The sequence below is a fragment of the Methylocystis sp. genome (assembly GCF_021731785.1).
Taxonomy (GTDB): Bacteria; Pseudomonadota; Alphaproteobacteria; order Rhizobiales; family Beijerinckiaceae; genus Methylocystis.
Genome location: NZ_JAKFWS010000041.1, coordinates 92481 through 105601, shown reverse-complemented (window position 1 = coordinate 105601; position 13121 = coordinate 92481). Strand labels below are relative to the sequence as shown.

The 13121-nt window shown below is 61.9% G+C and carries 16 protein-coding genes; 2 read left to right on the top strand and 14 right to left on the bottom strand.

The window, feature by feature from the left end:
* Positions 1-119 precede the first annotated feature (119 nt).
* Positions 120-1856, top strand: coding sequence for a nif-specific transcriptional activator NifA (gene nifA / locus QZ964_RS08405; RefSeq protein ID WP_292530942.1), 1737 nt, complete (start codon positions 120-122; stop codon positions 1854-1856).
* A gap of 134 nt (positions 1857-1990) precedes the next feature.
* Here the strand turns inward: nifA and QZ964_RS08400 are convergent, their stop codons facing one another.
* The 4 genes from QZ964_RS08400 to QZ964_RS08390 form a co-directional block, all read right to left on the bottom strand.
* Positions 1991-2446, bottom strand: a complete 456-nt coding sequence (locus QZ964_RS08400) for a hypothetical protein (protein WP_292530941.1) — start codon at positions 2444-2446, stop codon at positions 1991-1993.
* 158 nt (positions 2447-2604) lie between these two features.
* Complete coding sequence (locus QZ964_RS08395) at positions 2605-2874, bottom strand: usg protein (protein WP_292530939.1); 270 nt, start codon at positions 2872-2874, stop codon at positions 2605-2607.
* Positions 2875-3260: 386 nt separating this feature from the next.
* Positions 3261-3338 (bottom strand): pyrroloquinoline quinone precursor peptide PqqA, encoded by a 78-nt coding sequence (gene pqqA / locus QZ964_RS21510; protein ID WP_367119249.1) that lies wholly within the window; start codon positions 3336-3338, stop codon positions 3261-3263.
* Positions 3339-3481: 143 nt separating this feature from the next.
* Positions 3482-4870 carry an ATP-binding protein gene (locus QZ964_RS08390; protein ID WP_292530938.1) on the bottom strand — a complete coding sequence of 463 codons (1389 nt, stop codon included), beginning with the start codon at positions 4868-4870 and terminating at the stop codon, positions 3482-3484.
* Between the two features lie 117 nt (positions 4871-4987).
* On the opposite strand from QZ964_RS08390, the gene QZ964_RS08385 reads away from it, so the two are divergent.
* Positions 4988-5620 (top strand): response regulator transcription factor, encoded by a 633-nt coding sequence (locus tag QZ964_RS08385; RefSeq protein WP_292530937.1) that lies wholly within the window; start codon positions 4988-4990, stop codon positions 5618-5620.
* A gap of 5 nt (positions 5621-5625) precedes the next feature.
* Here QZ964_RS08385 and QZ964_RS08380 read toward each other — a convergent pair whose 3' ends face one another.
* The 10 genes from QZ964_RS08380 to moxG form a co-directional block, all read right to left on the bottom strand.
* Positions 5626-6135 carry a hypothetical protein gene (locus QZ964_RS08380; RefSeq protein ID WP_292530936.1) on the bottom strand — a complete coding sequence of 170 codons (510 nt, stop codon included), beginning with the start codon at positions 6133-6135 and terminating at the stop codon, positions 5626-5628.
* Between the two features lie 8 nt (positions 6136-6143).
* On the bottom strand, positions 6144-6668 hold the full coding sequence (locus tag QZ964_RS08375) for an SRPBCC family protein (RefSeq protein WP_292530934.1): 525 nt from the start codon (positions 6666-6668) through the stop codon (positions 6144-6146).
* A gap of 2 nt (positions 6669-6670) precedes the next feature.
* Complete coding sequence (locus QZ964_RS08370; protein ID WP_292531017.1) at positions 6671-7666, bottom strand: vWA domain-containing protein; 996 nt, start codon at positions 7664-7666, stop codon at positions 6671-6673.
* Positions 7666-8274, bottom strand: coding sequence for an MxaK protein (locus tag QZ964_RS08365; RefSeq protein WP_292530933.1), 609 nt, complete (start codon positions 8272-8274; stop codon positions 7666-7668). Before QZ964_RS08365 ends, QZ964_RS08370 begins: the two co-directional genes overlap by 1 nt.
* On the bottom strand, positions 8271-9272 hold the full coding sequence (locus QZ964_RS08360) for a vWA domain-containing protein (RefSeq protein ID WP_292530932.1): 1002 nt from the start codon (positions 9270-9272) through the stop codon (positions 8271-8273). The genes QZ964_RS08365 and QZ964_RS08360 overlap by 4 nt, the downstream gene beginning before the upstream one ends.
* The gene (locus QZ964_RS08355) at positions 9269-10165 is read right to left on the bottom strand and encodes a nonribosomal peptide synthetase MxaA (RefSeq protein ID WP_292530930.1); all 897 of its coding nucleotides are present in this window, start codon (positions 10163-10165) and stop codon (positions 9269-9271) included. The genes QZ964_RS08360 and QZ964_RS08355 overlap by 4 nt, the downstream gene beginning before the upstream one ends.
* An 8-nt stretch (positions 10166-10173) precedes the next feature.
* The gene (locus tag QZ964_RS08350) at positions 10174-11019 is read right to left on the bottom strand and encodes a DUF58 domain-containing protein (RefSeq protein WP_292530929.1); all 846 of its coding nucleotides are present in this window, start codon (positions 11017-11019) and stop codon (positions 10174-10176) included.
* Entirely contained in the window at positions 11016-12047 is a 1032-nt protein-coding gene (locus tag QZ964_RS08345; RefSeq protein WP_292530928.1) for a MoxR family ATPase, read from the bottom strand. The genes QZ964_RS08350 and QZ964_RS08345 overlap by 4 nt, the downstream gene beginning before the upstream one ends.
* Before the next feature lie 127 nt (positions 12048-12174).
* The gene (locus QZ964_RS08340) at positions 12175-12465 is read right to left on the bottom strand and encodes a methanol dehydrogenase [cytochrome c] subunit (RefSeq protein ID WP_292530927.1); all 291 of its coding nucleotides are present in this window, start codon (positions 12463-12465) and stop codon (positions 12175-12177) included.
* A 66-nt stretch (positions 12466-12531) separates the two neighbouring features.
* Positions 12532-13113 carry a cytochrome c(L), periplasmic gene (moxG, locus tag QZ964_RS08335; protein ID WP_292530926.1) on the bottom strand — a complete coding sequence of 194 codons (582 nt, stop codon included), beginning with the start codon at positions 13111-13113 and terminating at the stop codon, positions 12532-12534.
* Between the last annotated feature and the right edge of the window lie 8 nt (positions 13114-13121).

Below are 13121 nucleotides of genomic sequence, written 5' to 3'. Positions count from 1 at the left end.
TCGCCGGCTGGCTGCCGTCGCAGTTCCTTATTTTGCGCGGCAACGGCTGGAAGGAGTATGGCACGATGTTTGCGTCGAATAATTCGAGAACACCCACGCATGTCGTGAGGCACGAACGTATGGGTTTGCAGCTGGCAGGCGGCGCGAGCGCGCCGAAGGCGCGCGAATTCGACGTGAGAAACACCGCTCTCGTCGGCATTTACGAAATCTCGAAGCTCCTGGCGTCGCCAAACCGTCTGGAAAGCACGCTGGCCGGCGTGCTGGCGCTACTGTCGAGTTTTCTTGACATGCGCCATGGCTTGATCGCGTTGCTCGATGCGTCGGGCGAGCCGGAGGTTGTGGTCGGATCCGGTTGGAGCGAAGACTCCGCCAAGCGTTTCTTCGAGCGACTTCCCGAACGCGCCGTCGGGCAAATCGTCGCGACGAAAATGCCGCTCGTCGTCGAAAATGTCGCAACTTCGCCGCTCTTTGAAGGCTCCGACCTTTCCGAATGGGGACCGAGCGACGGAAGAACCTTCTCGCTGATCGGCGTGCCGATCAAGGACGGCGACGCCGTCGTCGGCACGCTGACGGTGGATCGCGTCTACGACGAGCGTTCGATTACTCTGTTCGATCATGACGTGCGCTTCCTGACGATGATCGCCAATCTCGTCGGCCAGACCTTGCGGCTGCACAAGCTTATCGCGCGCGACCGCGAACGCTTAATGCAGGAAAAGGCCTGGCTCGAAAAAGGCGACCGCCTGCCGCACGCCGAAACCAAGATCAACGGCGTCAAAGGCGTGGTCGGCAGCAGCCCGGCGTTGCGCGCAGTGATCGAGAAAATCCGCGTTGTCGCCAAGGCCAAGTCGACGGTTCTCCTGCGCGGCGAGTCGGGCACGGGCAAAGAACTGTTCGCCGCGGCGATACACAATCTCTCGCCGCGCCGGTCAAAACCCTTCGTCAAGCTCAATTGCGCGGCTCTCCCCGAAAGCGTGCTCGAGTCGGAGCTCTTCGGCCATGAGCGCGGAGCCTTCACCGGCGCAGTCAACATGCGCAAAGGCCGTTTCGAACTGGCGGACGGCGGCACCTTGTTTCTCGACGAGATCGGCGAGATCACGCCGGCCTTCCAGGCCAAGCTGTTGCGCGTTTTGCAGGAGGGCGAATTCGAACGCGTGGGCGGCGCGCGCACCTTGAAGGTGGACGTCCGTCTCGTCTGCGCGACGAATAAAAATCTCGAAGAAGCGGTCAAGCGCAACGAATTTCGCGCCGATCTGTACTACCGCATCAGCGTCGTGCCGATCTTCCTACCGCCGCTGCGCGACCGCAAGGGCGATATGGAGCCTCTCGCCAATGAATTCCTGCGCCGCTTCAACGCGGAGCAAGGCGGGCGGCTGAGCTTTTCCGACTCGGCCTTGCAAGTGCTCAACGCCTGCGCCTTTCCCGGCAACATCAGAGAGCTGGAAAACTGCGTGTTCCGCACGGCGACCCTCGCGCAAGGCAGCGTCATTACCGACAGGGACTTCTCCTGTCGCAACGACGGCTGTCTCTCCTCAGTGCTCTGGAGCGGCTCGCTGGAACGTTCGGCGCCTGCAGGGGCCGTCGCCGCCTTGGCACCTCCGCGCGACCGCCTGGCTTCGCCGGCGTTCCCCACGGCGAGCGAGCGCGTCGACGCCGACTCTCAGGCCGACGACGCCTCTCCCCTCCCCCAAAATTACGTCGCCGCCGAGCGGGACGCGCGTTCGGACCGCGACCGTCTCATCGACGCGATGGAGCGCGCCGGCTGGGTGAAGGCGAAGGCGGCGCGGCTGCTCGGACTGACTCCGCGCCAAATCGGCTATGCGCTGCAAAAGCTCCGCGTCGAAGTCAAGAAGTTCTGACTTTCCCGGCGTCGCGGGTGCGTCGGCAAGCGAACGGCGCTGAGCCGGCGCTCAACATCGCGGCGCGATTGGCAAAAAAAAGCGTCCGCCTGAGCCTTCAGCCGATCGCGCACCCAAAGCCGGTGCCGTCCCTCTCAGCAGTCCCCCGCGTCGATTGCGACGTCGGCGATCGTCTTGCCTTCATTGTCTTTCAGAGAATATCGAATGATCGCGCCGCTCGCGCGACGATGCGACATCGTCAGGCAAACACGCTCCTGCAGCTGGGTCTGCAATTGAGCGAGCTTCTTGGGGTTGCCGACCAGAGTCCGGGCGGCTTCGTCGTCGACGATCGTATAATTGTAATTGAAGGCGTTGCCTGGGCCTGCGGTCGCCTTGTCCAGGCGAACGCCGTCGCTCACCATTTCGGGAAGGGTCGCGTTCACCTCGGCCGCTTCGCGCTCCAAGGTCAGCGAGAGCGGTTCGGGGTCTTCATCCAGGGAAAGGCTTTCGCGAGTCTGCCGCGCCAGAAAGAAAGCCGCGGCCACGACGGCGATCAGTGCGGCCGCTTCCAACGGACCCATCCAAGATTTTGCGTCTTTCTCATCGCTCACGGCGCGCCTCGCTCTGAAACTTCAGCGATTTTGTCTCGCCGAAGCTCGTTTCGCAAGGCGGCTCGAACTCTGGCCCAATGCAAGCGCATTCCGGGGCCGCGAGGTTGCGGGGAAGGTCATTCGCGCAAAAACGCCGGGGATCGAAATTGGACCCCTGCTCACTGCACTTTAAATTCGCCGTCCATGAGCTTCAACTCGGCAGGCTTGATCAGGTTTGAATGCGCGACGATGACGGAATGGAGCGGACCATCGAGGCTGTGCATCCAGAAATCGAGAAATTTGCGCAACTCGGGGAAGTCCGGATGGAGATCATATTCCTGCCAGACGTAAGATTGAATGATCTTAGGATAGTCCGGGAGGCGATAGAGGATATTCGCCGTGGTCAGGCCGTATCCTTTGAGCTGCAAATGGAAGCCGCTGGACGCCATGCCCTTCTCCTCGGCGGTTCGATTGTCTCCAGATTAGGAGCAATTTTTCCGAGGGCAAGCGTTCTGAAAGGCGGAGCCGTTCAAAAACAATATGCTAGCAGCAAATGCGGCTGAGCGCCAAAAACTTTGCGCGACCAGCCCGGCGGCGCTTTCGGCTAACGCCGCTGCTATCGGCATGTTTGGAAAGGGTTCGACGCGTCGACGAGCGACGACGCGGAGCCACTGCGCCGCCCGAGTTGGCGCGCAGGATCGAGCATCGCTGTGAACAAATGAGGGGCGACGCCGCCGAGGCGACGCGCCGCTTCGCGCATCAAGACTATTTGGCGCTACTGAGCTGCGTTCCCATTCGCCGACCTAATGCAGCGCTGGGACCGCCAAACGGCCGGTCAGAACTCAGCTGATTCGTAGCTGGTGATTTCCATGCCGACGCAGATTTCGACGATCGTGGGTTGTGTCCATGCCATGGCGTTCCTCCTCCAGATATCCGCCGCGACGGCGGTTTCGGTCGAGAATAATGAGGGGACCGCAGCTTTTCACCTTCAAACTTTCATCATTTCTCTTGCCGGAAGTTCCCGATCCGGGTCGCGACGGCCGCGACTTCGCCAGATCATTCGCCGTCGTCGCGCAGGGGAATCGACACAATGATCCGCGTGCCGCCGGACTGCGGCCTTTCGATACGTTGCGCGCCGCCAAGCGCGCGCACGCGTTCATTCATACCGAGCAGTCCCATGCCGGGGACGAAGCCTTCCGAAATGCCAACGCCATTGTCCTCAATGGCGATTTTGAGCTGCGGCGGCGCTTCCCCGTCGAGCTCATGCGAGTCCGCCGGCGCGTCCAATCCGAATTCCAGCGTGACCTCGCCCCTGTTCGCGCCGGAGTGACGAAATATATTGGTCACCGCCTCCTGCACGACGCGATAGACCGCGAGCGCCGTCTCCTCATCGAGCGGAGAAAGATCATGGCGAACGACGAGCCGCAGATCGACCTCGGGATGGGTAAGCGCCCATGACGCGAAGAGCGCCTTCAGCGCCGGCTCCAGACCAAGCTCTTCGAGACCCTTTGGCCGCAGCCGGTCGAGCAAGCCTCTGAACAGGGACTGGAGCGACTCGCTGGCCTTGTCGATCAACGAGCTCATCTGCCTCAAGCGGCCAATATCAGGCGATGGGTGTGACACAAGCTCATGTAAAGTCGCGGACGTCGCGCGAATCGAGAACAGGCAGGGACCCGCCTCGTCATGCAGATCGCGGGCGATGTCCTTGCGTTCGTCTTCCTGAACCTGAAGGAGCCTGTCGACGAGTTCGCGATTTTCCTGCTTGACGCGGTCGAGCGTCGCGCCGAGCGAATTCAGCGCCGCCGCTATCGATTTGAATTCGGTCGCCCCGCCGAGCGACAGGCGAACGCCGCTCTTGCCCGCCTCCAACTGCGCAAGGCCGGACTTCAAGGCGTCGAAGGGCGCAAGCGAATAACGCAGGAACAGGAGAACAAGCGTCAGGAAGACGATGGTGACCGCAAGGCTGATGGCCGCAAGCCACACCATGTCCGACCAGATCTCTCCGAGTTCGTCGAATGGGTTCGAGATCACCAAGATATTGCTGTATGCGCGTCCGCCGACGATCACGGGGATCGTCAATACCCTCGGCGCGGCGCCAACCAGCTTCACAAACCATTCCGGAACGCCACGATCGGAATGGCGAATCTTTTCGAGCCAATCCGTAGGCGGGGATTCATTGGCGGCGACAATCTCTACATCCGAATGGCGAAGATTGCCGAGCGACGCATAAAGACGCCGCAGCGCCGGCGCCGGATCTTCGTTCTCGGGAAGATTTGCTATCGTCGTCAAGACAACTTCCCGCATCAATCTGAGATTGCTTCCCGCTTCCGCGCGGACCCGTGGTCCTGCATGAAGAAGCTGAATCGCAAGATTGATGAGCAGCGTCGCGACGAGCACGACGCCGATCAGCCACCCCAGTCTGGCCTTAAGCGAAAAACCGAGCATGATAAGCGCCCTCGTCCGCCATCCCGCGCTTTGCCGTTGACGATCATAGACGATCGATTGACAAGACTGGCGGTTCCCACATCATAAGTTTTGGCTATCAAAACAAGCGAAAAAACAATGCGCGTTCTCATCGTCGACGACCATCCCATGGTGATCGAGGGCTGCCGCGGCATGCTTTCGGGACACAAGGACATCGAAGTGCTCGAGGCGCACAACGCCGACGAGGCGCTTGACGCCTATGCTGCCGCGGCGCCCGACGTTGTTGTGCTCGACATCAATCTTCCTGGCGTCTCTGGCTTCGAACTGCTGCGCCGGATTTTAAAGCGTGACGCGGACGCCAAGATCATCGTCTTCACCATGAATGGCGATCCGGTTTTTGCGGCGCGCGCCATCGAAGGCGGCGCGCGCGGTTACGTCGCCAAGAATGAGGACCCGCGGGTCTTCATCAAGGCTATTCGCGCGGCGGCGGCTGGCGAGCGCTATCTGTCGAACGCTTTTGCGCTGAAGCTCGCCTTTGCCGATCAGAGTCGCGCCAGCAACCCACTCGACGCCCTCAACGGTCGGGAAATTGAAATCCTGCGCAATCTCGCCGACGGCAAGGACATGACGGAAATCGCGCATATTCTGAAGGTCTCCTACAAGACTGTCGCGAACAATTGCATTTTGCTGAAGCGCAAGCTCGGCGCGCGCTCGAAGGCGGACCTTCTGCGCATCGCCGTCGAAAACAAGGTTGCGATGAAGCTTGTTTAGGCGCGCTACCTGAATTGCTTTTGCGCGCTGTAGCGCGAAGCGAGCGCGGCAAGCGCCGCGTCGCGTTCAATTCCGGCATGGCGCAGATTGTAATAGTGCTGGCAAAGCTCGCCATAGGTCTGCTTTTGTCCCGCCGCCGCCGCGACGTCGACAAGAGAGCTGATCAACTGTGCGAAGTCCTCCGCATGGCCATCGTCCGCCAGCATCTGTCCGAGCTGAGCGGTGCGGTTGGCCAGCATACGGTCGGTCTCCAGGACATGCGCCCGCGCCGAGAGCAGAGCCGCTCGTATTCGCTCCACCGCCGGCGCGCGTTCCCTGACGGCGGCGCCGCCGGCTTCGCGTCGAGCGAGCCAGAGCGCCGGCTCCGTATGGTCAGCGGCGCGCAGCCAATTATTGGCGCCCTTGCCGCTATACGGTTCGATCATGTCGTCTTGTTCGGCGCTGCGCTTCTCTTCGCCGCAAGCGGCCAGGAGCGCGCAGACGCCCGCGAAAATGATCGCTGCGCCAAATCGCATCGCTGCGGCTATTTCCCTTCCATCTTCTTCTTCAGGCCTTGGAGGCCGTCGTGCAAGAAGCTCGACATCGCAGCGCGCGCTGCGTCGTCGTTGAGGTTTTCCGGAGGCTCATTGCTCGTATCGCCGCGATAGAGTCGGCCGTACCATTTCACCAGGCTCCCGCCTGCCGGCGCGGGCTCGATCATGAACGTCAGCGTGTAGGAACTCGCAGGCATCGCATCGAGATTCGGATCGGACATGCGCCAGGACAGTTTGAACGCGCCCGGGTCATATTCGTCGAGACCTTCCTTCAGAACGCCGCCCTTCTTGAAAGCAATTTCGCGTTCCGCGCCCGCCGCGTCCCCGCCAGTCGCCTTGACCGATTGAATGTCGGGATGCCATTTCGCGAGCCCGTCGAACTTTCCGGCGACGGCCCACACGGCTTTCGGATCGGCGGCGATGACAATGGACTCGTCGATCTTGATCGGCGTCGGCCCATGCGCGAGCGCTGGCGCGCAAATCAGAAGGGCGAAGAGCCCCAGCAGTTTTTTCATCTTTATCTCCCTGGTTGCAGATGACGGTGGAAGCGCGCTTGTCGTGCGCGGAGGAAAGCCCGGGCGAGCAAAGGTCCGGCGGCGGCAAGAAAGCAAAAAAGCGCAGCCGCTGCGCCCAAGAGCGGACGTAGATCGAACGCGGCTTTGCGCGGCCGCAGGGAAGCGACCGCGGCATAGTCGGTCCACAGCCGCCTTCCGTCTTCGAGATGCGCGTAGGCGAGACCGGTCTTTTCGGCGAGCGAACGCAGATAGTCTTCCTTTACGGAAGACAGATGTTCGACTCCGACCGCCGCCGCTGCGCCGAAGGGAGCGTTACGCGCATTGTAGCCCTCGCGCCGCTCGGCGCCTTCGGGCGGAAGGCCGAAACGACTCTCGTGCGGAACGTCGTCGACGCCGAGGAATCCAATCTCGCGGCCCCGATCGTCGAACTTCGGAATTGGCGAAAGCTCATAGCCGCCGACGCCGACGATGAGGCCGTGCACCTCGCTGGCGCGCCCGTCAAATGTCGGCGCGCCGCGGGCCGGCGGCGGCGGCGCCTCCTGCCCGTCCGTGAAGAACAGCAAATCGCTCTTCAATTCGCGCGCCATGTCGATTGCGCGAAACAGTCCAGCGGACACGCGGCTGTCGCCTTCCCAGGCCATGCGCCAATCGAGCGCCTCGATCGAGGCATCGAGCGGCGCAAAGTCGCGGCAAACGTCGATTGGTTCGAACAACAGGAATGTTCTGCGTTCGCTGAAGACTCCGAGACCGATATGCGATGGACAGGGCAATTCCGCCAGCAGCGCGCGAAGCGCCGTCTTTACGGCGTCGAGGCGGCTGACCGGCAGGCCGGACGCCGAATAATCACGAACGTTCATGCTGCCCGTGATGTCGACGACGGCAAGGAAATCGAAAGACGGACGTTGCGTCGCGATCTTTGGCGCAAGGAAGGTGGCGACGAGCGACAGCATCGCCAGCATGAGCAGGATGAGCCGTGAATCGCGCAGGTCCGGGCGCATCACGGCAGACCCTTCGGCTTGCCGGGAATATCGGTCCAGAGTTTTTTTGGATCGGCGCTCAGTTCGTCGCCGCCCTTTCTTTCAAAATCCGGAAAGTCTCGGACAAGCCGCGCGGCGACATCCATATTGTATTTGGCGTTCCAGTCGTCGGGCGCGAGTTGCAGCGCGCGGCGATATTCCCGCTTGGCGAGGTTGACGAAGGGATTGGCCGCATCGAATTCGGACCGTTCGATTTGGTCGAACGCCTTACGCAGCAGCGCATTGGCCAGTAGGTAATGTCCGCGCGCACGCATATCGATGCTCGCGCTCCGATCGAGCGCCTCCACCATTGCGCGGGCTCGGTCGATTTCGCTTCGCTTCACAAGAAAGACGGTGCGGGCAAGAAGCGTTTCAGGCATGGCGTTGGCGTCAACGGCGATGTCGCGGCCCTGCCGCAGCGCTTCGATCGCATCATTGGCGGCGACGGCGCGGCGCCAGTCGATGAGCGCGGCGGCCGCCGCCATGACAAGCGCGAGGCAGAGCGCGACGAGTAGCGACGATCTCGTTTCACGCCAGAGCGCCGTGACTCTGGCATGCAAGGATGCGGCGCGGGTGATCAGAAGCGTCATCGCGCGCCGCCATTGACGCCCAAGCCGACTTCGGCGAGCTTTGCGACGATAAGCAACGCCGTGGCGACAAGCGCCAGCGCGAAAGCCGACGCGCTCAGATCAGTGCGCGGCATTGTTTCGACGTAGCGAACGGGATGGCGTTCGAGACGGTCAATCTGCTTGAGCGCTTCCTCCGTCGCTTCGGCGCTTTCAACCTCAAAGGCCCGGTAGGGAACGCCGAGGGATCTGAAGAAAAGGTCGAGATGCCGCTCCGGCGCGGCTTGCGGCGACTCGTCGTCGCCCGCTGATTGGTCGGAAATGCCTCGACTGCCTTCGGTGCGCAAAAATAGCCAGTAGAGGCTGACATTGGTCTTGCGGAATTCCGCCTTCAGATCGTCGCGCTGCTTGGGATCGATGACGCCGGCGCCGTCCGATATGAGCAGGACCGCACGCGACAGATCGGCTTCGCTGGTCTTGAACATCGACAGCGCCATCGCGAGACCGCGGGCGATATTGGTATAGTCGAGGCCGGGCCGATCGATCGCGTCGATCGCGGCTTCGGTAGCGTCGATATGATCCGTGATCGGAGTCACCAGCATCGGCGCGGTCGAGAACGCAGCGACGCCGATGAGATCGTGACGACGCGCCTCGACAAAACGTTTGAGAATGCGCTTCGCCGCCGCGGCCTTCGACTCTTCGCTTCCAGACGGCGTGCGTCCCGCTAAGGTCTCGTTCATGCTGCCGCTACGGTCGATCAGCATGACGATCTGCGCGCCTTCGGCGAAGCGCTCCGCCTCCGTGCCGGCAACATAGGGACCGGCTGCGCCGAGTAGGCTCGCGCCGATCGCGATGACGCCGCCGAGCTTGAGACAACCTCTGGCCACAGCGGAAAGGCTGTCGGCAGGGGCGGATAAAAGCGAGGGTATTGTCGTCTCGCGCAAGACGGAGCGCAGAAGCGGGATCAACGCCAGCGGCGCCAAAAACAGCGCCTCAATGTGATCAAAGCCGAGAGCGTTCATCCCGAGCGCTCCCGCCTGGCGAGCGCGTTCACGAATTGCGCGAGCTGCTCCGCGCGGAAATCATCGCTTAACCTTTCGTCGCCGAAGAAGCACCGCTTCGAGGCGGAAAAGAACCGTTCAAAATCCATCCGCAGCGGCTGGAACTCGGGACGTCTGTGCAGGAAGCCGGACAGATCGGCGGACAACAAGGTTGCGCCGTTGGCCGTATCGAGCGCGCGATGCACCGACTGAATCGCCGCATCCAATTCGCTGCCATCGGACCCAGCGCCCCGCGTCGAGAATTCATTCGCAAGCGCCGAGAAGACACGCGGCTTACGCCGTTGAAAGGGAGGCCAGGCGCGATCGCGCGCGACGAGGGCGAAGGCCAGCAAAGCAGCGACGCCCGCGGCGACGGCGAGATGTCGCGGCGTCGCTTCGTCAACAAAAGGAGTCGAACCGTCCGGTCGCATGTAATCGACGGGATCGTCCTGCTTTTGCGGCGCGACCTCGCGCAAGGGCGAAACGCCGACGCGCCACGCCGGAACCTTGACGGTCTCTGTGCCTTCTGCCGTCGAAATGGCGAGATCAAAGCCTGGAATTTCAATTTCCCGCGCGTCGAGCGCGACATAAAAATTCTGATAGGTGAGAGCAAGGCGCCAGATGCGTGCGCCGTTCTCGCTTACCTCGCGAAATTTGACGTCCCGAAGATCGAGCGAACCGGTCAGCGCACCGGGTTTCGGCAAGGACGCGCGCGAAAGCGCGGCGTTCTCTGGCGCCGACACGTCGATGCGCGCATGGATGAGATCGCCGACAAAATATCCAAATGGACGCGCCGAGTGGACACGTACTGTCGGCTCCTGCGCGGAGGCGGGAAGCGTTGCGATGAGCGCGAGGGCGAGACAGGCAATGCGCATCGTGCGCCTCACGCCGCCGTCAGCCGAATGCTGAGATCGACGGGATCGCAACTGTCCTCGATATAGATCGGCGCCCGACTTCGCAGCGATGAAAGACGGGCAAGATTGCGCCGGCGCGCCTGCTCGGCTTCGATCCAGCGCCGCTGCAGCGCGGGTCTCATCACCAGGAGCCGGCGGCCGCCGCTCTCGCTGTCGCGAAGCGCCAACACACCCCATTTTGGCGGCGCCGACTCAAGAGAGTCGATCAGCACGAGCGGCGCGACATCGTGCGGCGAAAGCGCGTCGAATGCCTGCTCGAGCAGAGGCTCGGGCCAGCGGAAGTCGGAGATGAGGAATACGAGCTTGCGCGTTGCGCCGAGCGCGGCCGCGGCGTCCAGCACGCCTTTGGCGCTCGATCCGCGCGGCGTTTCTGCGCCTAGCCGTTCGACGGCGGCGAGCGCCGCTCTTCTCGATCGGGTCGCAGGAATCGTCGACCGATCAATCAAGGCCCCTTCGTAGGAGAATACGCCAAAGCGATCGCCAACGCGCGTCACCGAATAGGCAAGAGCGGCGCAAAGATCGACGGCGACGCGAAATCTATTGGCGGCGCCGACGAAGCCCATCGAACCGGAGAGGTCCACGAGCGCGTAGACGTCGATCGAGGCTCTTTGTTCGAAGCGGCGCACATAGGTCGCGCCGAACGGATCGCGCAGCGTCGCGCGGATGTCTATGCGGCGCGCGTCCGGATAGCGCATGAAAGGCGCCTGATCGCGAAAGACTCCAATCCCGCCGACTTCGCTCGAGACATGCGCGCCGACGTGATTGGCGGCGAAGCGTCCGCGGGGCCGATAGAGTATATCGACGATCCCATTCATGGAACTGGCGTCGCGTCGAACGCCGCGCGACACAGCCGCTTGACGATATCGTCGCCGCGCAACGCGTGAATCGGATCGACGAAGATGCGGTGAGCCATCACTTCGACGAACACGTCGCGCACATCTTCCGGAATGAGATAATTGCGTCCCTCAAGCCAGGCGCGCACGCGCGCGGCGCGCGCCAGCGCCGCCAGCGCACGCGGGCTTGCGCCGCCCTTGATGAGACTGCTGACGTCGACATCCGGCAACGACACGCCGGCGGAACTTGGCTTGACCAGGGCTTGCCAGAGATTGAGCACATAGCGCTCAAGCGCCTCGCTCGATTTCACCTCGGTCTGAATCGCGCGCGAAACCTCGGGAATCTTGCGATAGTCGAATGAGCCGGGACTGACTCGTTCGAGAAGAGTTTCCGTATCATGAAACGCCGGATCGAAGACGAGCCTTCGGCGGGATTCTGTGTCATCCGGCGCCGCCATGGGAATTTCCATGAAAAACCTATCGCGGGCGGCCGCCGGCAACTCGAATGTTTCTTCGCGCTCCACCATATTCCGGTCGGCGAATACGTTGAGATAGGGAAAATGATACACGCGATTGAACGCCGAAACGCTTCGCTCGGCCATCAGCCGCAATAGCAGCGAGTGGACCTGGGGACGCGCGCGATTGATCTCGTTGAAGAAGAAGACCGGCAGCGTTTCGGCCAAACGGAGCAGTTCCGAGGGTTCGACGCGCGGGCGGCCGTCTTCGCCAAGATAGGTGTGATAGAGAATGTCGCTCGGCATCATGTCGACCGTGCCCTCGACACGCGCGAAATCGCCGCCGAGCGCCCGCGACGCCGAACGCAGCAGCGTCGTCTTGCCGACGCCCACATCGCCTTCGATCAGCACATGGCCGCGCGCGAAAATGCAGATCGTCACCAGCCGAATGACGCGCGCCTGCCCGAGAACGGCCTTCTGAATTTCCCGCTCGAACTCTAGGGCGCGCTCACGCCAATCGGCCAACTTCTCAACGACATGCAACGTAGCGTTCAAAGCCTGACCTTAGCCCGCCAAATGGAAAGGCGGCCACGATCTCGGGAATGGGGCCGCTGCGCCGTTGTCGAAAGCGCCAGCTCCAGATCGTGGCCGCTAGATCACCGCGCTGAAGTCGCGATGAAACTTATTGAGCGATCTTGCTCACGTCATATTCCCACTTGCCGGTCTTCTTGAAATTCTCGACCCGCTTCTTGTTGCGCTCTTCCATGCCCTGGATCGACGCCTGCTGTTTGGCGATTTCCTTGGGATCGTGCTTGGGATCGTATTTCGAACCCTCGACCTTGTCCGGAAAGCCGGGCTTCGGCTCCCAGCAATTGCCCGGCGCCTTGCATTTGGTGCCGTCATAGGCGAACGCGCCGCCGGTGCCGAACAGAATTCCGACGGCAAGCGCCGCGGCGAAATGCATCTTATGCATCAGTTTCCTCCCTTTACGAGGCTCGCGCCTCCTTGTTTGCGCCCCCGGGCGACGGCGGCGTGAAAGCTACTTCGCCTTAGACTGGCACTGACCGGGCGGATTTTCCGGCAGCGTCTCGTGACCGGCGTAGGGTTTGAACTGCTTGCGCTGCTCCGCAGTCAGCCAGTTCGCCTTTTCCGGCGCGTCCTTGAAGAGGTGACGGATCCAGGCCATCACTTTGAGCATTTCGTCGAGCGTCAGATTCTCATACTGCGGCCCCATGGACGCCTGAGCGCCGCCGTAGATCGTCGAGAAGAAACCTTCGTCGGTTTCGTTCTGCGGATAGGTCCAATAGGCGTCGTTGAGGCCGGGGCCGATCTTTCCTTCGGCGAGGTGGCCATGACAGCCGGAGCAGGCGGACAGAAAGAGCTGTTCGCCCTGCTTGAGGCAGCTTGTATCCTCGTTATAGGGATTTTTGCCTGACGCCATGAACTGCTTGACGCCCGGGGTGTCCCTTCCTTCAGGCAGCGCATCGTCGAACTTGAGCACTTCGCCGGTGATGGTGTTGCGGAAGGTAATCCCTGCGGTCTGAGCGATGGCGCCGAGCGCAACAAGGCTCGCCGCGGCGCCGATGAGGTAAACCGAAACGCTTCCTTTTCTTTTAGACACTTATTTCT